The sequence below is a fragment of the Pseudomonas sp. 6D_7.1_Bac1 genome (assembly GCF_025465945.1).
Lineage (GTDB): Bacteria > Pseudomonadota > Gammaproteobacteria > Pseudomonadales > Pseudomonadaceae > Aquipseudomonas.
In genome coordinates this window covers 34,220-58,118 of sequence record NZ_JANLNW010000004.1, presented here as the reverse complement: position 1 = coordinate 58,118, position 23,899 = coordinate 34,220, and the positions used below count along the sequence as shown (strand labels likewise).

The 23,899-nt window shown below is 59.5% G+C and carries 19 protein-coding genes, 1 tRNA gene and 2 pseudogenes; 4 read left to right on the top strand and 18 right to left on the bottom strand.

All coding sequences use genetic code 11. The features are described from left to right. Positions 1-21: 21 nt before the first annotated feature. Positions 22-1,524 (bottom strand): annotated as a pseudogene (locus NTD87_RS00950) (efflux transporter outer membrane subunit). Positions 1,525-1,543: 19 nt separating this feature from the next. Further along, positions 1,544-2,737, bottom strand: a pseudogene (locus NTD87_RS00945) (MFS transporter); the annotation flags it as partial. Between NTD87_RS00945 and NTD87_RS00940 the strand changes: the two are divergent. Then, positions 2,702-3,358 (top strand): hypothetical protein, encoded by a 657-nt coding sequence (locus NTD87_RS00940; RefSeq protein WP_262111232.1) that lies wholly within the window; start codon positions 2,702-2,704, stop codon positions 3,356-3,358. The pseudogene NTD87_RS00945 and the gene NTD87_RS00940 overlap by 36 nt on opposite strands. A 147-nt stretch (positions 3,359-3,505) precedes the next feature. Here the strand turns inward: NTD87_RS00940 and NTD87_RS00935 are convergent, their stop codons facing one another. After that, a complete protein-coding gene (locus NTD87_RS00935) occupies positions 3,506-3,871 on the bottom strand; it encodes a nuclear transport factor 2 family protein (RefSeq protein WP_262111231.1) in 366 nt (121 codons plus the stop codon). A gap of 45 nt (positions 3,872-3,916) precedes the next feature. Next, on the bottom strand, positions 3,917-4,555 hold the full coding sequence (locus NTD87_RS00930; RefSeq protein WP_262111230.1) for a glutathione S-transferase family protein: 639 nt from the start codon (positions 4,553-4,555) through the stop codon (positions 3,917-3,919). Positions 4,556-4,743: 188 nt separating this feature from the next. Here NTD87_RS00930 and NTD87_RS00925 point away from each other — a divergent pair, with 188 nt between their 5' ends. After that, positions 4,744-5,682 (top strand): LysR family transcriptional regulator, encoded by a 939-nt coding sequence (locus NTD87_RS00925; protein WP_262111309.1) that lies wholly within the window; start codon positions 4,744-4,746, stop codon positions 5,680-5,682. Continuing rightward, entirely contained in the window at positions 5,679-5,879 is a 201-nt protein-coding gene (locus tag NTD87_RS00920) for a hypothetical protein (RefSeq protein WP_262111229.1), read from the top strand. The genes NTD87_RS00925 and NTD87_RS00920 overlap by 4 nt, the downstream gene beginning before the upstream one ends. Here NTD87_RS00920 and NTD87_RS00915 read toward each other — a convergent pair. Further along, positions 5,872-6,861, bottom strand: coding sequence for a DNA-binding protein (locus NTD87_RS00915; protein ID WP_262111228.1), 990 nt, complete (start codon positions 6,859-6,861; stop codon positions 5,872-5,874). The two genes, NTD87_RS00920 and NTD87_RS00915, sit on opposite strands and share 8 nt — an antisense overlap. 178 nt (positions 6,862-7,039) lie before the next feature. On the opposite strand from NTD87_RS00915, the gene NTD87_RS00910 reads away from it, so the two are divergent. Beyond that, entirely contained in the window at positions 7,040-8,047 is a 1,008-nt protein-coding gene (locus NTD87_RS00910) for a site-specific integrase (RefSeq protein WP_262111227.1), read from the top strand. Positions 8,048-8,164: 117 nt separating this feature from the next. Here the strand turns inward: NTD87_RS00910 and NTD87_RS00905 are convergent, their stop codons facing one another. The 13 genes from NTD87_RS00905 to fdhE form a co-directional block, all read right to left on the bottom strand. Continuing rightward, a complete protein-coding gene (locus tag NTD87_RS00905) occupies positions 8,165-8,860 on the bottom strand; it encodes an epimerase (protein WP_262111225.1) in 696 nt (231 codons plus the stop codon). A gap of 146 nt (positions 8,861-9,006) precedes the next feature. Next, positions 9,007-10,044 carry a GGDEF domain-containing protein gene (locus NTD87_RS00900; RefSeq protein WP_262111224.1) on the bottom strand — a complete coding sequence of 346 codons (1,038 nt, stop codon included), beginning with the start codon at positions 10,042-10,044 and terminating at the stop codon, positions 9,007-9,009. 190 nt (positions 10,045-10,234) lie between these two features. Further along, entirely contained in the window at positions 10,235-11,170 is a 936-nt protein-coding gene (locus NTD87_RS00895; RefSeq protein ID WP_262111308.1) for a Ppx/GppA family phosphatase, read from the bottom strand. Between the two features lie 176 nt (positions 11,171-11,346). Further along, positions 11,347-12,444, bottom strand: coding sequence for an ABC transporter ATP-binding protein (locus NTD87_RS00890; RefSeq protein ID WP_262111223.1), 1,098 nt, complete (start codon positions 12,442-12,444; stop codon positions 11,347-11,349). Positions 12,445-12,453: 9 nt separating this feature from the next. Further along, complete coding sequence (locus NTD87_RS00885; protein WP_262111221.1) at positions 12,454-14,034, bottom strand: ABC transporter permease; 1,581 nt, start codon at positions 14,032-14,034, stop codon at positions 12,454-12,456. Next, on the bottom strand, positions 14,035-15,060 hold the full coding sequence (locus NTD87_RS00880; protein ID WP_262111220.1) for an iron ABC transporter substrate-binding protein: 1,026 nt from the start codon (positions 15,058-15,060) through the stop codon (positions 14,035-14,037). A gap of 80 nt (positions 15,061-15,140) precedes the next feature. Continuing rightward, positions 15,141-16,445 (bottom strand): iron uptake transporter deferrochelatase/peroxidase subunit, encoded by a 1,305-nt coding sequence (efeB, locus tag NTD87_RS00875; protein ID WP_262111218.1) that lies wholly within the window; start codon positions 16,443-16,445, stop codon positions 15,141-15,143. Further along, the gene (locus NTD87_RS00870) at positions 16,442-17,581 is read right to left on the bottom strand and encodes a hypothetical protein (RefSeq protein WP_262111216.1); all 1,140 of its coding nucleotides are present in this window, start codon (positions 17,579-17,581) and stop codon (positions 16,442-16,444) included. Before NTD87_RS00870 ends, efeB begins: the two co-directional genes overlap by 4 nt. A gap of 78 nt (positions 17,582-17,659) precedes the next feature. Further along, positions 17,660-19,015 carry a carbohydrate porin gene (locus tag NTD87_RS00865; protein ID WP_262111214.1) on the bottom strand — a complete coding sequence of 452 codons (1,356 nt, stop codon included), beginning with the start codon at positions 19,013-19,015 and terminating at the stop codon, positions 17,660-17,662. Positions 19,016-19,437: 422 nt separating this feature from the next. Further along, a tRNA-Sec gene (locus NTD87_RS00860) sits at positions 19,438-19,533 on the bottom strand. A 6-nt stretch (positions 19,534-19,539) separates the two neighbouring features. Then, positions 19,540-21,459 (bottom strand): selenocysteine-specific translation elongation factor, encoded by a 1,920-nt coding sequence (selB, locus tag NTD87_RS00855; RefSeq protein ID WP_262111213.1) that lies wholly within the window; start codon positions 21,457-21,459, stop codon positions 19,540-19,542. Beyond that, positions 21,456-22,886, bottom strand: coding sequence for an L-seryl-tRNA(Sec) selenium transferase (selA, locus tag NTD87_RS00850; RefSeq protein WP_262111211.1), 1,431 nt, complete (start codon positions 22,884-22,886; stop codon positions 21,456-21,458). Before selA ends, selB begins: the two co-directional genes overlap by 4 nt. An 86-nt stretch (positions 22,887-22,972) precedes the next feature. Further along, on the bottom strand, positions 22,973-23,899 hold the full coding sequence (fdhE, locus tag NTD87_RS00845; protein ID WP_262111209.1) for a formate dehydrogenase accessory protein FdhE: 927 nt from the start codon (positions 23,897-23,899) through the stop codon (positions 22,973-22,975).

The window sequence follows — 23,899 nt, the reverse complement described above, 5'->3', positions numbered from 1 at the left end:
TGTGTAGCCTGCTCGCGGCTTTCAGGTTCGTTTTTTGTGGAAGGAAGTTTTCCGCTCTTCGCGACTGGCCACTCTTTGCTCAAACACACCAACGGAATTACCGCCGAGTGCCACATACAGCCGCACCGTGTCGAGATACTGCGCCGTCTTCACTCTGATTCGACCCAGCAACGCCTGCTCATAGGCACGTTCCGCCTCCAGTACTTGGAGAATGCTGTTTTCGCCTTGCGCATAGGCTTGTTGGTTCAACCGAAAACTAGTTTCCGCCGCTCGTAACGCGTCTTCCTGCGCCAGGTTTTCCTCTGCGTCATGGTTGATTGCTTGCAGCGTGTCTGCGACCTGGCCGAACGATTTAATGACGGTCTGCTGGTAGCCGGCGAGCGTCGCCTTGTAGCCATCGACTGCAACCTGACGTTCAGCCTTGAGCGTGCCGCCATCGAAGATCGGACCCGCCAAGCCCGCAGCGAAGCCCCAGAGTGCGGCGCCGCCATTGCCTGAAGCAGCCTGTGCTAGAGACGCGGACAGCGTTACATGGGGATAGAGGTTCGCTGTCGCGACTCCAACGGCGGCATTGGCCATCTGCAATTCAGCCTCTGCTTGCAGTACATCGGGCCGGTCGTGGGCCATCTCAGAGGGCAAGCTCACTGGCACGTTTGACGGCAAGACAAACTCGGCAAGATCGAAGTCAGGCGCGATCCAGTCCCCTGGGCCTTTTCCCGTCAGAATCGATAGAGCGTGCCGTGCCGAATCACGCTGCTGAGCGAGGGGCGGCAACAGCGTGCGGTCCTGAGCGAGCCGCGTCTCGGCCAGCGAAACGTCGATCTGCGTGGTGGTGCCATTGGTGTGCGCCATGCGCACGAGCTCGAGATTCTTTACGTCATTGGCGAGCAGTTTCTCGACGGCTTCCATCTGTGCGTTTGCAGAGGCAACCAACAACGCTTGGCTCGCGACATCGCCAGTCAGGGTCAGTTACGCCGCTTCGTATCGATGCTTCTGAAGATCCGTAAACGCTTCCTGCTGCTCGACCTGCCGCTTGTTACCGCCGAACGCGTCAAGGTCGAAGCCGACCCGCGGGCCAATCGAATAGAAGTTGGAGACCGATGGCTCGGGCCCGTTGTGTACCCGTTGACGGCCAGCCTGAGCGCCAAAGTCGACCTGCGGATACAGTGCGCCCTGCGCCGCGGCGACAGAGGATGCCGCTTGCCGGATCGTTGCGTCTGCGGCCACGAGCTCAAGATTGCCGTCAATTGCCCGGCGTACAACCTTGTCGAGTTTCTGCGAATGGAAGGCAGACCACCATTCACCGCTGACCTTCCTGCCCAGGTCGATGTGTTGTTCACCGAGCTTGTTGCCACTCTGGCCAAGACGCTGCTCGGCCTGTTGATCGTAGTGCTGCGACAGGCTTGCCGCGGGCGTTTGAAAGTCAGGGCCGACGGTACAGGCGGACAGGAACATAAGAGCCGACACCGCACCAATTGTCGTTGGGAGCCGATGTCTGTTGATGACGAATGCATGGGATTTCATTTGGCAGACTCCACGATAACTAGTTGGTCGGAACGGGTTTGCGAAGAAACATAACCAGCGGGCTCACCACCACCATTGCCAGCATCAAGATCTTGAACTGGTCGATAATCGCGATAAAAGCCGCCTGGCCGGTGATCATTTCGTTGAGTCCCCCAAGTGCCTGCAAGGACATCGACGCCATCATCGAATGTGCAGCGGCGCGATAGGGCGTCAGATTGCTTGCCAGCGCCAGGTGCATCGCTTGCGTATTGTTGAAAAAGAAGGTTTGCACGACCGCAACGCCGATCGTGCTCCCGTAGACACGTGCCAGATTGAACAAACCGGTACCTTCCGGGCGGAACTTGGGGTCGAGTGTGCTGAACGCCACCTTGGTGATCGACGGCATCAAGACACCGAGGCCAACACCCTGGATTGCACCGGCAATCGCCACGGGCGACCAGTCCATCCCAGGCGAGTAACCGAGCATCAGCCAGTTGGCATAAACCACCACGGCTACGCCTGCCGCAACGAAGGGTCGACGGTCGATACGATCGGGAATGCGGCCCATCAGGATGAATGCACCTACAAGCCCTACACCTCGCGGTATCGTCAGGTAGCCTGTCGTGTTCGGAGGGAACCCCAGCAGCTCATCCAACATCGGGGATGTCAGGGCCATCGTCGGCAACAGCACAAAACCGAGTGCGAAAAAGATGATCGTCGACAGCACGAAATTGCGGTCTTTGAACAAATTTTTGTTGAGAAAATGCACTTTCGCAGTCAGTACATGAACAACGAACAGGTAGAGCCCTACTGCTCCTGCCACCGCTTCCAGCCAGATCTCGGGCGAAGCAAACCAGTCCAGACGCTCACCACGATCCAGCAACATTTGTAACCCGATCATGCCTAGCGTGAAGGTGCCGACGCCAAAAAAGTCAAAAGACGGACTTTTCTCGGACTTTTTCTCGGCAAGCAAAAGCGTCAACACCAGGAAGATAAACACCGATAGCGGAAGGCTGATGTAGAAGATCGAGCGCCATTCGTAATGTTCGCTGAGCCAACCACCGATACCCGGGCCGCTGACGATGCCCAAGAGCACAATGGCCGTGAACATCGAACCAAATTTCGCGCGCCGCGCAGGTGGCAGTGCCTCTATTGCAATGGTCATCGAAAGCGGTGCCAGCACGCCACTCGCAGCGCCTTGAATAATGCGCGCACCGACGAACTCCAACGGGGTCGCCTGGGCGCCACGCGCGCGCTAGCTGCCGGCTTCGACGGCGTCGAGATCCACGGTGCGAACGGTTATCTGATTGATCAGTTCATCCAGGATGGTACGAACCTGCGTACCGACTCCTACGGTGGCCGGGTGGAAAACCGCGTCCGTTTCCTCCTCGACGTGACCAAGGCAGCCATCTCGGTGTTCGGTGCTGATCGCGTGGGGGTGCGCCTGTCGCCGGCCGGCGAATTCGGCGGCATGGCGGACAGCAATCCGATGGCGACCTTCGGTTATGCTGCCGGTCAACTCAACCCATTGGGCGTCGCCTACCTGCACATTATCGAGCCCCGCGTAAAAGGCGAGGTGGATATTCGCGAAGGCGGAGCGCCGGTGGCTGCACAGCATCTGCGAGTGATATTCAACGGCCCGATCATCGCCGCCGGTGGCTTTGATGCCGAGTCGGCTGCCGCTGCGGTCCGAGACGGAGACGCCGACCTGGTCGCCTTTGGCCGAGATTTCGTCGCCAACCCTGATCTGCCGCATCGCGTGCAGAACGACCTGCCGCTCAATGCCTACGACCGCAGCACGTTCTACACCAGCGATCACCGCGGCTACAACGACTACCCGTTCGCTACGGTTTAAATCCTGCATGCAGGCCGACTGACGCTGTGCAGGTCAGTCGGTCGGTAAGGGCACCAGCAGCGGACAACGCCCCCCCTTTTCCGCTTTCATGGAGGAAGTACTCTTGCTCGCCGTCCCAGTGGAGCCAAGCAAGAGCACTCGGTTGTTTCAGGTGGGATCGCTATCGAGAAAGACATAGAGCGCCGCTATCTTCCCATCGCGAACGATGATCACATCCCAGCCCGTGTAATCAGGTGACTCACCGCGCGGACCAGAGCCCCAAGCCAGGCGACCGGCATTGTGGAGCGCCTGCGGCTTACTGTGCGGGGTGTACACGAAGTGCGGGTGCATCGCGCGAAGATCTCCGGCAAGTTTGTCCAGCGCGTCGTGCCCGACAAACACACCTGGAGGCACGTAGATCATGCAATCCTCTGTGTAGAGTTCCATGATGGCCTCACGACGACGGGACGCGTCACCTTCACCAAAGACCTCCTGAAGGTTGCGAAGCAGCAGTTCATTGATGCGAGCACTCATGATTCTTCTCCTTAGTCATTGACTGTTGAGCGAGTGGGCGTTGCGTTATTGAGCCAGCGCCAAAGTCTTGTTGATGGCCGTAACGACTGCGGGTCGCGCCGAGACGTCTTCGTACCAGCGAGTCACAAACGGGAACTGGGCGAGAGAGGCGCCGATTGCCTGGTGACGCCACACCCACCCGAAATGTGCGATATCGGCAATGCTGTAGGTCTCACCAGCCACATAAGGACGCTGCTCAAGATTGTGGTTGAGCACCCCCAGAACTCGATCGACTTCCGATAAAGCACGTGCTTGGGCTTCAGCTTGCGGTGACGACTGCAGGTTGACCAGGAACGCCTGCAGGAACGCGGGACTCAGGCCGGACGCGTGGAAGAAGAGTTGTTCGAATACCTTGCCACGATGAATGCCATCATTCGCAAGCAGTTGCCCGGTTTTCTCTGCGAGGTAGACCAGGATGGCGGCGGACTCACCGAGCACCACATCGTCGACGCCTGGCTCGGAGGAGCGGTCAATAAGCACGGGCACTTTGGCGTTGGGATTCAAGGCTCTGAAGGCTTCGCTCTTCTGTTCCCCCTGACGCAAATTGACGGGGACGAGCCGGTAGTCCAGCCCCAACTCTTCCAGCGCGATGGAGACCTTGAGGCTGTTGGGCGTGGCAAAGGCAAACACTTCAAGCATGGTCATATCCTCTTTCATTCAATTGACGAACCATCCGCCCAGGCCAGTCGTCAGACTTGGGCCTGCCCTCCATCGACGAAGAGCTCCGTACCCGCGATGCAACCTGCGTCGGAGGAAGTTGGGTGAGACAAATCTATGGCCATGCGCTATTTTTCGAAATAGAAATGAATGAAAACCATCGTTGCAGGAATGTCATGTCGAAGCTGCCAGATTTCGAAGGACTCGCGATGTTCGGGAAGGTCGCCGAAGAAGGTTCATTTGCGGCGGCGGCGACAGCCATGGGTGTCTCGGTGGCGACGGTCTCGCGGGCCGTTACCCGCCTCGAAGAGCGGTTAGGAGGTCGATTGTTCAACCGCACCTCCCGACGACTTGCGCTCACGGACTATGGCCGCTCGCTCGCCGATCGAGCGGCAAGGATCTACGCAGAGGCCGAGGACGCCGAGGATTTCGCACGTGAGACATCGAGTCGACCACGCGGTCTCGTAAAGCTCGCGGTACCGCTTTCCTTTGGGGCGCGCTGGGTCGCCCCGTTGCTGCCCGAGTTCTTTCGGACCTATCCAGACATTTCCATCGATCTTCATTCCGCAGACGCGCAAGCTGACTTGATTGGCGAGGGCTTTGACGCCGCCCTGCGCATCGCGGTCATGGAGGACTCGTCACTCGTTGCCCGTCTCATTGCACCGGTGCGCCGGTTCCTGGTGGCGTCCCCTGACTATCTGTCCCACTACGGTCGCCCGCAACACCCGAGCGAGTTGGGTGCTCACCAGTGCCTGAGTTACATCAACAGAAATAGGCATGACATCTGGCGCTTTACGCACACAAAGAGCGCTGAGGAATGCACTGTTGTGCCCGTCGGTGGGTTGCGGGCAACGAGCGTGGAGGTATTGTTACCTACCGTCCTTGCCGGACAGGCCATCACCGAGATTCCCGAGTTCATCGCGACACAGTATTTGCGCGACAAGCAGCTTGAGCCGCTGTTGACCGATTGGCGCTTGCCTGAAGGGGGTCTTTATTTCGTCACCCCCACGGCTCGTGCACGGCCAGCGAAGGTAAGCGCCTTGGCCGATTTCTTTACCTCCAGACTCGCCGCGGCGCAATGGAGAGTCGAGACAGTCCTGGACCAGAAGCCATGAAACCGGTGAAGACGGTGAAGACGGTGAAGACGGTGAAGACGGTGAAGATTGCGGCGCGGAAAAGCGGACGCAACAGACTCTATGTTCTCTCCATCATCGCCAACAGCAATCCCAGCGTGCCGCATAACAGCAAAGTTAAACCCAAGGTCTGGGACCACGCGGCAACTATCATGGGCAAGTCCTTGGTGATTACGTAGCATCAGGTTGATTCGTGTCCTGGCGCAACTGCATGAGTTCTGCGGATGTCTCAGCCAAGAGCCGTCTGGCCTCTGTTGTCTGATCGTTGGCCAGCGCTACAGCCTCGTCAAGCTGCTTGGCTTCATCTCGCAAAAGACCTAGCTGCTCTTGCAGCATTTCCTTCGCCCCTTGCGCCTTGGCAACGGTCGTTTTCATTCCATTGATTTCACCTGTGAGGCGCTGCATTGAACCCTCCTGCGCCGCCATGACTTTCGCTTGCTGTCGTGCCTCGCTCAGCAAACGCTCGTTATCCCGATTCAACCGAGTCAGCTCATCCTGCTTGATGATCAGGGTCTGCTGGAGTTGGCGCAGCTCAACCTGAACCTGTTGCAACTGTCCTTCGTGCCGACGCTGCTCCTGGTCACGCTGTTCCTTGATGGCGTTGCGGTAATGCTCAAGCGCATCCCGTGAGTGCAGGTGCTTTTCCTCCAGGGATCGGATCTGCTCATCCTTCTCTTGAACGCGAAGCTCCAGGTCACTGCAGTTTTGGCTCAGGCGAGCATTGCGGGTGATCTCGGCTTGCAGGCTTGTCTGGCTGGTCTGCAACTCGGCTGTCTGAGCCTCCAGTGCGACACGTTGGCTATCGAATTGGCGCTGCAAGGAGACGAGTTCCGAGTGCGAGGCGCCGAGCTTTTCCTCCAGGTCGGATCGTTGCTTATCGAACATCGCCTGAGCGTGAGCGATGGCCTCCCTACCCTCCTCTGTCATTCGCTCCAGCAAGCGCGATACGAGCTCGGTTAACTCTTCGCTCAACCGTTCTCGGGATGCCTGTGGGCGCGGATCAAAGTCCTCTATCTCCTTCAAATAGCGGTGAATAGTGGTCTTTGAACCCGTATTTCCAAGCTCTATACGCACGGCGTCAATGCTGGGGTTCTCTCCGCGAGCCAGCAGCGCTTCACGCGCTTTCTGCACAATTGCCTTGTTTACGCCACCACGGGCCATTTTCTGCTCCTACGATTTCGTACTGTTTTACATACCATGTATTTACGTTCTATTTTTATGCGAAGTAAAGACCTATAAAGCCTCAGTCATCTGATAAAATAATTGAGCGTTATCGCATCAGATAGGCAAAAATCGTACTTTCCAATGCCGGAAAAGGTACGTTTACGGTGGGGTCGAGATGAACAAGGCGGATCGCTACCTGCAGGCCGGCACCCGGGAAAACACCCGCCGTAGCTACCGTGCTGCAGTCGAACATTTCGAAGTGACCTGGGGCGGGTTTCTGCCGGCGACCGGCGACGGCATCGTGCGTTACCTGGCGGAATACGCCGACCAGCACACGGTCAGCACCCTCAAGCAGCGCCTGGCGGCGCTGGCCCAGTGGCACATCACCCAGGGCTTTCCCGATCCGACCAAGACCCCGGCGGTGCGGCAGATGATCAAGGGCATTCGCACCTTGCATCCGGCTCAGGAGAAGCAAGCCGCTCCCCTGCTCCTGCAGCACCTGGAACAAGCCGTTCATTGGTTGGAGCGTGAGGCGGAGCAAGCAGCAACGCGGCACAACCTGACGGGCATGTTGCGCAGTCGGCGCGACATCGCATTGATACTGATTGGATTTTGGCGTGGGTTTCGAGGGGATGAACTATCGCGATTGCAGGTGGAGCACACCCAGGTGCAAACCGGTGTGGGCATCACCTTCTACCTGCCGCACAGCAAAGGCGATCGCCAGCACCTGGGAACGACCTTCCGCACACCCGCACTGAAGAAGCTCTGCCCGGTTCAGGCCTATGTGAATTGGATCACCGTGGCAGGGATTGCGCAGGGCCCAGTCTTCAGAAGGCTCGATCGTTGGGGACACCTGGCGGAGGATGGCTTCAATGCCAACAGCCTGATCCCCTTACTGCGCCGGATCTTTAGCCGGGCGGGCGTGCCTGGCGAGTTGTACACCAGCCATTCATTGCGTCGAGGGTTTGCGACGTGGGCTACCGCTAATGGCTGGGATATAAAGGCGCTGATGACGTACGTCGGCTGGAAAGACATGAAGTCGGCCATGCGCTACATCGACACGGCCGATTCATTTGGGGAATTAGCTATGGCGCATTCGCCCCCTCCTTCGCCAATTCCTCGAAAACATGCCAACGTTCTCGCCGAAAAGCTCCAGGAAGTGACATTAATTCAAGTTACCTGATAACCGCTCAACAGGGGGCGATGGCTGGCTGGTGAAGCGCGACGCTAAGCGGAGCTTACGCCCCTGTGCAGAACTGAGGATCCTGGGGAGTCCTCATCAACCTTCAATACGCTACAGTCAAACCCCAGGGGTGGATTTTTCGCCTCGTGTCAGTTGGTAAATTTGCGCCGACTCAAGCACAGCTTCAGCTGTGCCATATCGCGCAATCGATAGCATCGCTTGACCAATTATCTCTGTGCTTAGCACCTTCTCAGGAAAGACATAACGCACAAACGTGAGGAGTGGGCCTGTCAGACCGTAAAAAATTCGGTAAGACCTGGTCTTTGACTTAGCGCCGTGCAACGGCTGGATAACGGCGGGCCGCAGTACGTGCACTCGCTTAAAAGGAAGACGAAGCAAACTGTTCTCCGTCATGCCGCGTACCCGGGCCCACATCGTTGAACTGTTTTCGGTGCTGTCGGCACCCGCCCCCGAAACATACAGGAACGTCGCTTCGGGATTGAGCGTGCAAAGACGCTGCGCAACGGCCAGCGTCAAACGGTAAGTCATCTTCGTGTACTGCTCCTCCGTCAAACCAGCAGCCGTGACGCCAAGGCAAAAAAAGCATGCATCAACATCGCGCAAGTCATCGTCGCCCAAGGTGGACGGCTCTGCTGCGAAGTCTGGTCTTATTACTTGCTCAAGCTTGGCGTGCTGAATATCCAGAGGTGTTCGACTGATCGAACGAACAGACTCAACATCCTGCGCGCCCAGACATTCGCGCAGGACGCCGCTACCGACCATACCAGACGCACCAAATATCAATATTTTCATGGGGATAAGCTGGCCTCAGTTATTTGGAATGTTGCCCAGTTCACGTGTTGATTTCCAAGGCCTTCCACAAACCACGCTTATGGACTCACCCCTAAGGCCAACCAAGGCACTCAATCAATTCAGTCAGGTAGTCTCGGTAGGCTATTTCAGTTCACTCGATTGCGCCCGTTGCGCTTGGCTCGGTAAAGCGCGTCATCGGCACGGATCAGGAGGCTTTCCACAGTGTCACCCGTTTTGGCAAGAGCGACGCCAAATGACGCAGTGACTGTGTCGAGCACCTCGTCAGTGCCCCGTGCCTTGATCCGCAACGACTGAATTTTCAGACGCAGCTGTTCAGCGAAGGTATGGGCGATAGTGGTATCGGGGCAGTTCTGCAGGATCACGCAAAACTCTTCGCCACCATAGCGTGCAGCCAAGGCTTGCGCTGGAAGTGAATTGCGTAACACTTGACCAACATGCTCAAGTACGCGATCGCCCAACGGATGACCATACTGATCATTGAATTGTTTGAAATGGTCGATATCCAGCATGACCAACGCCACTCCATCAGGAGCGTTGCACAGCGCACGCTCCAGCAAGCGAGTGAAGGTGGCTCGGTTCAGTACCTTAGTCAGACCATCCAGCGTCGCGGCCAGTTGGGCTCGCTCGAGCTTGTTCCTCAGACTTTTAATCTCGTTTTGTGCAGAGTGCAGCTGAGAAAGAAAAAGCGCTTGCTGATCCTGCATGACCTGGGTGCTCTGTTGCAGCTCGCTGAGTATAAGCGGTAACATCTGGTCGGCCGGTTCTGCAAGCATTTCCAGGCAGTGCCCAAGACTGGCCTGAAAACTGACACTGCCATTCACACTACGTGAGAGATCACGTGCCATGTCATCAACCAGATTGATCGCTTGTTGCTGCCCGGCGCGGGCATCCTCCAATTCGTCGCGAATGATGTAGTCGCGAAACAGCTTCGAAGCGGATTCGGGAGGGAAACAGTCGAAATCTTTGACAACCCTTTCCAATTGACGATTGAGCTCCGGTTCCTGACCTTTGCTGTAGGTGTACCAGAGAGCATAGTGCACGGGATTTGGTGGAATGTTGTGACGCACCATCAGTGGTACAGCCTGCTTCAGCAGAGCCGCTGCCTCGCGGGAGTCCTCGGGATACAGCGCTAGAGCAGTTGCGCGCGTCTCTGATTGGCTCATAACGTCCCTGTGGTTGGTTTTATTGGCAACTATGAAGTCGGGACAGCATATCCGCACGTATAGCAAACGGCCATCCCAATGTATGCCTGCCACCCACTGGACTCACTACAAACCGGGCTCGACTACAGAAATTTGCTGATGAAATAGCCCCAACCGTTGCGGCGAAGCCCTTTGTTTACGCCGTTGGCGATTAGTGTTTAGACATCAAACCATGAAGAACACCGAGCCTTAGCCCCGGCTCGGACGGGGTCATATGCAAGATGCCAAACACCTTGAACGCCGCCAGCATGACCACCAGGCCGCCGGGCAAGATGCTCAGGCGATGGGTGGGTAAGCCCGCTAATTTGAGTTGTTTCACATGCCCCACTTCCAGCAGGCGTAACGACAAGCGCAACAGACCGCCGTAGGTGATGCCGCTTTGGCCATAGTCGTTCAATCCGTTGGCCTTGAGCACTTTGGCCAGCACCCGTGCGGTACCTGACGAGCCGATAGTCTGCTGCCAACCCAGTGCGCGATAACGACGCGCCACTTTTTCAAACTGTAGAGTGGCCACACGCTCAGCCTCGAGCAGCGCCTGAGCTGTAATACCACCGCCCGGAAAGTAACGTGCACCAAAGGTACCGCTGCCGATGGCAATACTTTCGGTCAACAGGGGGTGAACACCCTGCCCCAGAATCAATTCAGTAGAGCCACCGCCAATGTCCACTACCAGTCGCTTACTCGCTGTACCAGGTATCGTGTGGGCAACACCGGCGTACACCAGTTGGGCCTCTTCATGCCCAGAGATGACATCAATCCGAAAACCCAGGTGCCGCTCCGCGCTGGACAGAAAAAGTTGAGCATTATCGGCTTCGCGCACGGCACTGGTCGCCACCGCACGCACACGACCCGCCTCAAAGCCGCGTAACTTTTTGCCAAATCGCGCAAGCGCTTGCCATCCCCGATCCAGCGCCAACTCGTCCAGCGCCCCACCCCGGAATCCCTCTGCCAGACGGACCGGCTCTCGCAGGGTTTTCACTTCTTGGATAACGATCTGCTGGTTCCGTTTGACTGATTGGCCAATCATCATGCGAAACGCATTGGAACCCAGGTCAATGGCCGCAAACAGGGAGGCGTCTCCTTTCATACGGTTATTCCTTGCAAATTCATCAGCCAGCAGACGGAGCTCTGCAGAGCGCTCAAGACGGTTTGCGAGGATCTTGCCATTGGTTCGATGACGCCAAGATGACACCGACGATCCATTTTCAATCGAAGCAGCGGACACAAACTCCGGCTGGCGTGCAGTGATCGATACCTGGCGCGTCAGTGTGCCGCAGTCGTGGGATCGGCTGTCGGGTCCGTCATGCGATATACCAACACCTCCCCCTCAACGAGGATGGTCACTTCATCACCTGGCCGCGGGCATAGATGGCCTGGTAAACGTGCAGTCAGCACTGTAGATGAGGCAGCATCACCGCAGAGACTCAGGTGTACGCAAGCATCGTGGCCGTAATAATCCACCTTCAATACCCGCCCCCTGGCCTTGGCAGCACCGATACCTGCGTCGTCATGAAAGGGTACAAGCCTTATCTGTTCTGGTCGCAGCAACACCTGTACCGCTCCCTCGGGCATCCCGGCCATCAGTCGCAACTGTCCCAAGGCACAGATCACATGTGTGCTATCGGCTACCCCAGGCAACAGCACGGCATCGCCAACGAAGCGGGCGAGCTCAGGGCTCACCGGCATACGGTACAACTGCTCGGGGCTCGCCACTTGTACCAGTTGGCCATTCCATAGCACTGCCACCCGGCTACCCATCGACAACGCCTCGGACTGATCATGAGTGACCAGCAAAGCGGTGGCACCCGCAGCAGACAGGGCCTGCGCCACTGCCTGCCGGGTTTCCACCCGCAAAGCGGCATCCAGCGAGGAAAACGGCTCATCAAGCAGTACCAAGGCAGGTGCGGGCGCGAGTGCACGCGCCAGCGCAACCCGCTGCTGCTGCCCGCCTGACAGTGCATGCGGTGATCGACTGGCAAAGCTGGTGGGCAACCCGACCAGTTCCAATAACTCGTCCACCCGGTACCGCGCCTTGCGCAGTTGGCGTGGCAGGCCAAATACGATGTTGTCGGCGACCGACAGGTGCGGAAATAGCGCGCCTTCCTGTGGCACATAGCCAATGTTGCGCTTCTCGGACGGAACAAATACGTTGGGGCCGGTTACCCTCTGGCCATTGATCTGAATTGTCCCCGCATCACCGCGCTCGAAGCCACACAACAAACGCAACAGGGTGGTCTTGCCGCTGCCGGACGGGCCGAGAATGGCGACCAGGCTGCCGGAGGACACCGATAAATCGACGCCACGCAACACCGGGGTGTTGCCGAACTTTTTGCTAAGGCCATGAATGTGTAGGTCAGCCATGATCGATGCCTATGGTTGGATACTACCCAGTACTGCCGATTTGCCGAACAGCGACATCAGCAGCCAGGTGGAAAAGAGCGAAATACCGACCAGCATGGCTGCATACGGCGCTGCTGCGGCAAAAGCCAACGCAGAGGTATCGACCCAAACCTGAGTGGCGAGGGTCCGCGTGCCAATGGGCGATAGCAATAATGTGGCGGTCAGCTCTGTGACGATGGTGATGAATACCATCGACGCAGCAGCACCGATGCCTGGCCCGGCCAGCGGCAAAATCACACGCCATGCCGTTTGCCACCCGCTTAAGCCCAACGAGCGGGCCGTATCCTCAAGGCGGGGTTCGATCTGGACCAGCGCAGCGTGCACACCAACCAGTGCCAACGGTAAGAACAGGATCGAATACGTGAGCACCAACAACGCAGCACTCTGGTAAAGCGGCTGAATGATATGGATCGAGATCGAAATCACCGCCAAGGCGATCACAATCCCCGGAACGCCTTGTCCCAGATAAGCAATACGTTCGAGCACAGTGGCAATTCGGCCTGGATAGCGCACCAGTAAAAAGCCCAACGGCAGCGCCAGCAAAGTAGTGAGTGCCGCCCCGGCCAAGCCAAACCCGAGAGAAGCACAGGTGGCGTTGATCAGTTGCTCTACCGACACCTCGACCGGAGTCACAGCAGCCTCGCTGTGTTGCAGCAGCCAGTAACCGATCATACCTAGCGGTAACCCCAGCGTTGCAGTCGTCAAGCCGGCAAACCCGGTCCAAACCAGCCATTTCCCCCAGCCCAGTTCGTAGCGAATGGCTGATCGGCGCGTGCCGCGGTCGAGCCGATCGTAGCGCGTGAGTCCGCGTACCTTGAATTCCGCCACCAGGCAAATCAGGCACAACAGCATCAGGATGCAAGCAAGCAAGGCCGCACCGGATCCATCGAAGCTGGCGCGATACTCGGCGTAAATTTCGGTGGTAAAGGTGCGGAAACGCAATAGCACGAACGCGCCAAACTCAGACAATACGCTGAGGGCAACCAGTAGCACTCCCCCCAGCAATGCGGGTTTGAGCTGCGGCAACACCACGCGAAAGAAGCACCTCCACGGCCCGAGCCCGAGTGAGCGGGCGGTTTCCTCCAACGCCGGATCCATGCCCCTGAGCGCAGCGGATACGGGGAGATAAACCAGTGGAAAGTAGGCGGTGGTGACGACCAGCAAGGCGCCGGCGAAGTCCTGCAACGACAGGCTGAAGGATAACCACGCGTAGCTGGTGATGAAGGGCGGAACGGCAAGCGGCACGGCCGCGAGCACCGCCCAGATACGTCGGCCGGGCAGATGTGTACGCTCTACGAACCATGCCACGCCAGTACCGATCACCGCAGAAGCGAAAGTGGCCGTACCTACAATGAGTAAGGTATTGAAGGCCAGCTCCCCGACGAGAGGGCGAAACAATAGCTCGATCGCGTCATCGTATCCGAAGCCTGCCGCCTGCTTCAGCGTGAAGACAAGCGGCAACAGCACCAGCAGCGCCACACCGAAACAAACGACAAAAAGCCCGAACGGCGTACGCCGTTCGGACTTGGCTGCAACAGCCAGGTTTTCCATTTACAGCAAGCCGGCCTGACGCAGCAACTTGGCAGCGTGGCTATCGTCACCCAGCGCTTTCATATCCAGCGCTGGCGGTGAAAGCTGGCTGAACGGCGTGAGCAGAGGGTCGGGAGCCACACCTGCGCGTAGCGGGTATTCGTAGGTCACCTTGCTTTGCGCCATCAGTTGTTGAGCGCTCTCGCTGGTCAGGTACGCGAGGAACTTATGCGAAGCGTCCTGGTTGTGTGCGGTCTTCAGGACTGCGACGCCCGACACGTTGATCAGCGCGCCGACATCAGCGTTACCAAAGTGATAAAGCGCACTGTGCGTACCCTTGTCACCCAGTTCGGTATGCAGGCGAGCCCAATAGTAGTTATTGATGATGCCGGTAGCGACCCCGCCACGGTTGACGGCAGCGGTCACGCCTTCGTTGTCGTTGAAAATCTGAGCGTTGGTGCGCAGGCCTTTCAGCCACTGCAAGGTGGCGGCTTCACCCTTCATCGCCAGCACTGCGCTGACCAGTGGCAGAAAATCGCCATCGGACGGAGCAATGGCCAGCTTGCCTTTCCAGGCTGGCTCGGCCAAGTCGAGCAGAGAGGTTGGCAACTCAGCAGGTTTGATCAGCTTGGTGTTGTAGATCAGCACGTTCTCACGCGCCACCACCCCTACCCACTCGCCGCTCGGCGAATTGTAGCGGGCCGGGATAGTGGACAAGGTGGCTGGCTCCACTTTCGCCAGCAGGCCCTTTTCTTCCAGCAGCATCAGTTCGGGAGAGTTCGAGGTGAAATACACATCGGCTGGTGAGGCGCTGCCTTCGGCCAGCAGTTGCGCCGCCAGTTCCGGCCCCTCACCGGTACGCACTTTCACCGAAATACCGCTCTGTTTTTCGAAATCCTTGACCAGCAGATTGACGGTCTGCTCATGCTGCGCGCTGTACAGCGTCAATGAGGCCGCCTGAGAGATGCCCGAGGCCAGTACCGCAGCAGCCACGAAAGCGAGTTGGAAAGTACGCGGCAACTTGCCGTTGAAAACCTTGAAAGACATTCGCAATGCTCCAAATACAACGATGGTTACAGCCTATGGAGCACATCCTCTATAGACGATGCGCTCCTGCTCAACAGCCCTTACCCTTCCAGCCCTTCGAACAACTTGGCGCCGATGAACGAACCCTCTGTGACCCCGGGTGGACAGGCGAAAATCGCGCTTCCCACATGGGTGGTGAACTGATTCATGATGTCTTCGGTGGCCAGTTTCTTGTTGAGCTTGATAAAGCCGGTGCGCGGGTCGCGTTGATAGGCGATGAAGAACAACCCGGCGTCCAGCATGATGCCCTGGCGCCATGGCGGCCAACGCTCGGCATAAAAACCGACACCGTCGTTATAGGAGTAGGCACGACGCAGGATTTGCGCACCGTCGTTTTGCGCGGCGGATGACAAACGCGCATGCGCGTTGGCCGGGATCACCGGGTTGCCGTCCTTGTCTTCAGCGTTCAAGTCTAAAGGGTCGAACTCGTGGGCCTTGCCCAGCGGTGCGCCATTGGCCTTGTAGCGGCCGACGACTTCCTCCTGAAAACCAAGCTCTGTCTTGTCCCAGTGCTCAAGTGCGATGCGAATGCGGCGCACCACAACATAGGAGCCCTCCTTCATCCAGCCGCCTTCATCGCCAGCCCAAACCACCTTGTTCATCGCATCACTGCTCTGAGTGGAAGGATTGTTGGTGCCGTCTTTGAATCCCATCAAATTGCGACCGGTGCCGCCTGCCGCCGGTGGACTGGCGAAGCCGGACTGCATCCACTTGATCGAGGCGACGCCACTTGCCAGGCTGACCAACTCGCGCAGCGCATGGAATGCCACTTGCGGATCATCGGCACAGGCCTGAATGCTCAGGTCTCCACCCGATTTTTCCGCAATCAGCTGGTCGCCATTGAATTTCGGCAAGTCGACCAGCGCTTCCGGGCGGCGCGCCGCCAGACCGTAGCGGTCCGCGCCGTCGCGGATGAACAGCCCCGGCCCAAAGCCAAAAGTAAGGGTCAAGCGAGCAGGTGTAAGCCCCGCCGCCGAGCCACCATCAAGAGGTGCAGCATCCTTGGGTTTGTTCAGCGGCTGCGCGGATTCACCACGGCTCATACGGTTGGCCGCGTCGGTCCAGCGCTTCAACAGCGCGATAACATCCGCCCGTGCGCTGGTTTCAAGATCGAACGCGGCAAAAATGGAGTGCGTTTGCTGCGGCGTCAAGATTCCGCCCTGATGCACGCCAAAGAAGGGTTCAACCATGGGCTTTGCGCTGGCGGGACGGTGACTCTTGGCCAGGCTTTCTGCAGCGGCCACACCGCTGGTCCCGATCGCACCCGCGGCAACGGCCAGACTGCCGGCAGCGCTCAAGAAGCCGCGCCGAGACAGACCGGGCGTGCTGGAGTCGTACTGGCTCATTTGGCCAGGACCAGCATGTTCACGTCGTCTTCCACGTAGTAGAAACCGTCACCAGCGGGCGTCATGGCAATGCCGAACAAGTCGCCATTGCCTGGCGGTGTTTGTGCTTTGTTGGCGTCGATCCACTGGGCATAGAGTTGCTTACCGCTTTGCGGGTCGATCTCCACCACCTTGCCGTTCAGGCCGTTGGTCACCAACAGATGGCCATTAGGTGCGGTGGCCATCGCCAGCGGACGCAGTAACATCCCATCCTTGGTCAGCGTGCGGCCGACACCCGCGCTGGTGGTACGGGTCGTGGCATCCCAGATTTCGCTGATGCGGTTGGCGAGCGTATCAGAGACGTACAATTTGTCGTCCTTGCCCATCGCCAGGCCTGTAGGTCCGACAAGAAACACGCCTTTGTCAGCCTGTGCGCTGAAACCGCTGCCGACGACGGTCTGGCTGTTGATCACCGGTGGTTTGCCCTCCGGGATCGACAGGTCCAGGCGCAATACCGTGGACTGCATCACCACCGGTGGAGTCCCTTTGGCGCTGCCGAGACCAAAGCCCGCATTGCTGACAAACAACGTCGCGGTAGAGCCGTTGTCGATCACCGCCATGTTGCCCCAGGGATCGTTGATGTTCGGGCCGGACCAGACATCGACGACCTTGCCGTTCGGGTCGAGCACCACCAGGCACCCCGCGCCCTTGGTGTCGGTGGTCCCGTCATTGCTTGGTGTACTGCCGACGATCACCCAACCACTCTTGAGCATGGTCATCGCTGTACTGAGGCCTACGCCCCCCGGGCACTGAGGCAAGTCATGGGGCAATTGGGCAAACAACGACATCTGCCTGGTGGTCGGGTTGTAATCGACAATGGTCGTGCCGACACCCTGCAGGTTGGCGGCGTTGTTGAAGTTATCAACCAGCACATCACCCTTCTGGATTTTCCCTGCGGAAACCGGCGCCACTGCAATGGCGTACGGGTTCTGATCGCCATTATCCGGGACCGTGGAAGTCAGGGTGATGTGCTTATGGATGTTCTGCAAAAAGCCCTGCGGCTCATCTGCGTGCACCACCATGCTGGCGTTAACGGCAAACAGCGTGGCTAACGCCACCATGCCTTTGCCCAGGCGCGGCAAGCTCAAATGCGTCATGCAATACTCCTAATATCTCGAACTCATCAGGCCCTGTTTGACAGGGCAAAATAAAACAAGCGCTCCACCCTGCTCGGCTTAGAGCGTGATGTTGGTGCGTAAACCCCATACCAGGGTGTTGCCGAGTCGTTGTGTCGAATCGTTCGGGCTCTGGCCTGCGCCAGGGTTGATCGTGTACTGAACGTCCGGTTGCAGTTGCCACCAGGGTGTCAACTGATACTGATAGGTCGCTTCCACATAGGTTTCGCCGTTACGCACCCGGTTATCGGCATCGATATCCAGCCCACGAACATGGCTCCCGACCTTGGAATAACCCATGCCCAGGCTGACCGTATCGGTGTCGCGCCCTGCGAATGGGGCGGTAAGGGTTACCCCGGCATTGGCACTGAAACCGATCAGGTTGCGATCGCCCGGCGCCTCCATGACCCGGGCAAACACGCCCACCGAACGCGCGCTGTCTGCGGCCTGGCGCCAGACCATCTGGTCGGCCACGGCATAGACGCTGTAGTTACCCGAATGCTGGGTCGGATCACCATTGCTGGCCGGATCGGCGAGCGACAGCCCGTCGGTGCCGTAGCGCTGGTCGGCGAAGTTCTGCGTGTTGTACCAGGCGCCCAGTTTGTAGGTGCCCGGCAGGCCGGCGTTGGCCGTCTCCGTTTGACCCAGCGAGGCTTGGTTGACGCCGTACTGCAACTCGGCAATGTACAGCGCGCCGGTATGCAGATCGAAGTTGGTGCCGTGGGCGTTTTGCCGTTGTGGATCACCGTCGTTGGTGCCGGCCGGGTTACCGTCGTAGACGCCCGCGAGTACGGTGATCGCATCGGTCGGATGAGCACGCAGGCGTATCCCCAATGCGGACAACGGGTAGGCGGGGCCACCGGCCGGCATGTCGTAGGACGGCACCGCCGGCCAGCCGAACATGGTGTTGACGAAGGTACTGGCGTACTGGCTGACCATGAACTCCTGGTCGATGCTCTGCTGCCCGGCCCGGACGTCCAGGGTCTCATCGAGGAATTTCTGCTGATACCAGGCTTCCCACAGACGGGTACCGGTGTCCGCCTCGATGCCGCTGGCGGTTTGCAGGGTGCCCAGCTTGTCCGCGCTCAGGTTACGCCCGTGAATGTTCACTGCACTGATGTTGAGGGTGCCGCCTGCCAGGCCGAAGAGCTTGAGGGTGTCGAGCTTCAGCGTCATGGTCGTGAGACCGTCGTAGTCCCCACCGCGCTTCAAGCCGCCCTTGGCATTGTTCAGGTATTCGCTGGTTTCCGTCAGCGCCAGGGTCACGCCATAACCCGCGAGGGCCGAGCGCAACCCGCCGATATCGCCGAGCATATTTTGGCGAGTCCAGAAACCGGTCCACTGGTCGGCTGGCGCGGCCTTGATGGCCAGATCAGCTTCGGGCAGGTCAACGGGGTTGATATCGTCGGCCACCACTGACGGAGTGCCGGCAGATTCTGCTTGCGCTGCAAAAGCAGGGCTGACCCATAGCCAAGCCAACGAGCAGGTAATGGCTGTGGCAAGAGCTCGGCTCGGTTTTGATCGATGGTACGACATTGCCCGCATCTATAACTCCGTATCCTTTGGCCTTCCCTACCCCGCAGCTCGCTCGATCGCAGCTACGAATAGGTATCGCATGAGAATGGTAATGAGAACGACTAGCGAATTCGGGCGCATCTTAGCGCCTGGATTTTTTTAATACAAATTGTTTCTGCGAGTGATTTTTCCGTCCCCGATGAGCGTGATTTATCCAGACTCTGGACGGGTGCGGTAGGAACGGCAGTCACTTGCCCCCCTCAGCACAGGCCGAAGAAAAAACTTAACGTTGTGTCGAGAGATGAGTTGATTGCTACAGGAAATGGCGGAAGGCAGCGGGAGTCGAACCCGCCCGGGAGCGGTTGCCGCCCCCAACCGGGTTTGAAGCCCGGCCGCGCCACCGGACGCGATTGCCTTCCTTGAAGTCAGTCCTCGGGTCGCTGTGCCAGAGCATTGTCTGCACGAATACGACGCTGGTCGCCAAACCGCCGGGTCAAGCCGATCCGGTCGAAGAACTCGAGTATCTGGATGCTGCGTTTGCGGCCGATGCCTACTTTGTCGCGAAACGCCGCCGCCTGAATCACCGGGTTGTCGGCGACCAGTTGCAACAGCATAGCCACCAATTCGCGCACCGTAGTGTCAGGGTAAAACAGGTCACGAACGACTTGGTGAACGCGCCCTAATCTGGCCATCTTGCGCAGCAGCAAGCGCACAGCCGCTTCGTCACAACCCAAAGTGCTGGCCAGGTTGCGGACCCAGGGTGGGTCGAAGCCAGTCTGTTCGAACAATGGCTGCAACCGTTGCCACAGGGCCTCGTCCTCCTCACTCAGTCGCACCCGGTGTTCGGGTAAGTGCAGCCACGGTCCACTGGCTGCAATGGCGCCGCTGGACAGCAGTTCGTCGAGCAGGCTGATGAATGTCGGTCGCTCCAGCGACGTGGCCGCGAACCGGCGCAAGCGATCCCGGTCGGGTCCCAGTTCGTCCGGTTCACCTTGATGAAAGCGCGCCAGGTGCTCCAGCAACGCAGCTTTCAGCGCCTCCCACCGTACGGTGTTGAACAATAACGGACCTTGGCGCGTAGCAATGACACGAACATCTGCCGGCAATTGCCAGGTGCTGCGCAGGCGATTGAACTGGCGCTCCAGGCGCAGCGGGTCGAGCCCGGTGTCACTGTTGGCAAGCAGCACCGGCAGTATCTGCTCCAGACTTTCGCTTGCGGCCAGGGTCTGCAACTGCGCCAGCCTGCTCGGACTGCGACGCTGGCGGGCCGGTGCAAACGGGTCAAGCACCCGGCCGCCGCCGAGGGTGCGCCGGGCGCTCTGGTCACGCAGAACCAGGCGGTCGCCATGCACCGCCTGCAACGGCGTGTTCAGCAACAGTTGCGCGAACATCCGCTCACCCGGCACCAGGCGTGTGCCTTGCAGCAGTGCGATCCGTGCAGTGACATTCTGAGTCCCCAGATGCACATGGACGGGGGTGAAATGCTCGAAGGCGCATGGTTCGCTGGCCAGCAACTGCATCTCGATGTCCAGGCGCTGCGTAGGCGCGAACAGCCACTCGGCCAGCAACCAGTCGCCACGATGGATCTGTTCCAGGGCCAGTCGCTCGGCACTCAGGTTCAACGCCACTCGCTGACCGCCCCAAGCCTCGACGGCGACGTGGTTCTGCGCATGCAAACCACGCACCCGCACAGGCTTGCCAGCCTGGCCCAACAGGAGGGTGTCGCCCACCTTCACCTGCCCGGCCAGGGCCGTGCCGGTGACCACAATACCCGCTCCGGCTACGCTGAAGGCGCGGTCGATTGCCAGACGGAATCCGCCGCAGGCGCTGCGCTGCCGGACCTCACGCTGAGCGGCCAACAATGCTTGGCGCAGAGCCTCGATGCCCTCCCCGGTCAGGCTCGACACGGCGAACTGAGCCGCGCCGCAATAGGGCCCAGGTTGTAGTAATGCCGCGACCTGGCTTTTTACCGATTGCACCCGTGCCGGTTCGACCCGGTCGCATTTGCTGATCGCTACCAGTGCCTGGGGGATACCCAGTAGCTCGACGATCGCCAAATGCTCGCAGGTCTGGGGCATGACCCCGTCATCGGCAGCCACCACCAGCAACACCAGGTCAATGCCCTGGGCGCCAGCGAGCATGTTGTGGATGAAGCGCTCGTGACCCGGTACGTCGATAAAGCCGGTCAGGGCCGCCCCGGGTTCCAGCGGCGCGTAAAGGAAACCCAGGTCGATAGTGATGCCGCGTTCGCGTTCTTCCCGGCGACGGTCACCGGCCTGCCCCGTCAGGGCCTTGAGCAACGCTGTTTTGCCATGGTCGATGTGTCCGGCGGTGCCGACGATCACCTTGCCTCCCCCGCCCCTTGCATCAGGTCCAGTTGAGCGAGCCAGGCCGCCTCGTCGTCCAGTTGCCGCAGGTCCAGCCACAGGGCATCGTCGTCGATACGACCGATCACGGGGATGGGCAAGGCCCGCAAGGCTGCTTCCAGGCCATGCAGTTGCCGTCCCCGCAACCGCTTCGGCACCTGCGGGCGCAGGCACAGGGCGGCACTTGGCAACCGGGCCACCGGTTGGCTGCCGCTGCCGATCATGCCCAGTGCCGGCAACGCGGCCACCCTCCAACCGTCGCCCAACACGTGCGCCAGCAGCGGACGCAAGCGTTCGACTTGAGCAAGGATATCGGCTTGCGGCCGAGTGAGCAGGCGCAGGCTGGGCAAGCGTTCGGCCAACCGATCCGGGTCACGGTACAGCCCCAGCACGGCTTCGAGGGCGGCCAGGGTCAGCTTGTCCACCCGCAAGGCCCGTTTGAGCGGGTTCTTCTTGATCCGGGCAATCAGGTCCTTGCGACCGACAATCAATCCCGCCTGGGGACCACCCAGCAACTTGTCACCGCTGAAGGTGACGATATCGGCCCCGTCGGTCAGGGCCTGGCGCACCGTAGGTTCGGCCGGCAGGCCCCAACGGGTCAGGTCCAACAAACTGCCGCTGCCCAAGTCTTCAAGCAATGGCAGTCCGTGCCGGTGGGCCAGTTGCGCCAGTTCGGCGGTCGGTACCTGGGCCGTAAAGCCCTGAATGCTGTAATTGCTGGTGTGTACGCGCATCAACAAACCACTGCGTGGGCCGATGGCGGATTCATAGTCGCGGGCATGGGTGCGGTTGGTGGTGCCGACTTCATGCAGTTTGACCCCGGCCCGAGCCATGATGTCGGGGATGCGAAACGCACCGCCGATTTCGATCAGTTCGCCACGGGAAATGATGCCCTCTTTGCGCGCCCCCAGACTGTTGAGCGCGAGCAACACGGCGGCAGCATTGTTGTTGACCACCGTCACCGCTTCAGCACCGGTCAGCTCGCGTATCAGGTCTTCGATCAGGTCGTCGCGGTCACCGCGCTTGCCACTTTCCAGGTCGAATTCAAGATTGAGCGGATAGCGGGCAGCCTGTTGCACTGCTTCGATCGCGTCCTCAGGCAACAGCGCCCGACCAAGATTGGTATGCAGCACCGTGCCGGTGAGGTTGAACACCCGTCGCACCCGACTGCGGTGTTGGGTTGCCAGACGCTCGCCGGCCCTCCCCGCCAATACCTGAGCCGTGAGCTCAATGGCGTCAAGCTGGCCCCGTTGAACCGGTTCGCGCAGGTCATCGAGCAACTGTCGCAGGGTGGCAAGCAAGGCGTCGCGGCCATAGCGTTCGGCCAGAGGTTGGCACGCGGGGCTGCGCAGCAGACTGTCGATGGAGGGCAAGTGCGGGGGGACGGTGGCGAGTCTTGCGGGCATCAAGCAGGCTCCCTGAAACGGTTGACCGTCGCGGTAGCGCAATTGAACAGGCGCCGGTCCCGGAAACCTGAGTGTAGCCGCTGTGATCAATCTCCCCCAGGCACCAGCATCAGGTTCGGCGCCAGGCGCTGGTAGCCTTCCAGGTCCAGGCGCATGTCCAGCGTCAAGCTCGCCAGGTCCGCCGAGAGAGCTTCGGCGTCAGCGTCATTTTCCAGGTAGAGCAGTTTCAGGTAGCTGTTGCAGCCGGGGCAGATTTCAGCCCGCAGTGGCGCCTGGTTGGCCGTATGGCGGTCATCCTCGAAACTGACGTAATTGAGCCCCTTGCTTTGCTCGCAGTAGACGCATTTGACCCGCACCACATGCCATTCGCAGGCACACAGCGAACACACCAGGTAACGCAGCCCATTGTATTTGCCCCGCTGGTGAATCACTCCGGCCATGGCCGGCGAACCACAAGCCGGGCATTGGGCAAGGCTGGCGCAAGGCTTCAGTTCGCACGCCGGCAGGCTGAGCAACCAGTGGCTCCAGGCCGCCTGCAAGGCCGCGCCCAGAAACGGCACCAGCGCCGCCGGCAGCCCCGCATACTGGCCACTGAGCAAGGCAATCGCCCAGACTTTGCGTTGCCCGACGCTGGCGTTGTGCAAGGTTGCCACGGCACTTTTCACGGCAGATCGCGGCGGTGCCTGGTAACGCCGCAGCAAGACGTCCAGGTACGGTAGCCAGCCGTCCTCGCGCACCAGACTGTCGGCGGCCAACGGTGGCAAGCCATGCTCCTGACACAGCAACAGGCGTTCGGGGGCGGGTGCCTGCGCCAGCGGCGGCTCGTCCAACAGGCTCTGCTGGAGGTGGCACAGACCGGCGACCAGATGCAGGTAGTCGGCCAGTGGATGCCCGCTGGCCAATCGCTCCAGGCGCACAGCACGCAAGGTGAACAGGTTGTGCGGCGGCAACCGCAGGAACGGTGGCGTGCTCGCCGATGCCTCTATTTGTCCGGGCTCGAGTATCGTGCTCAA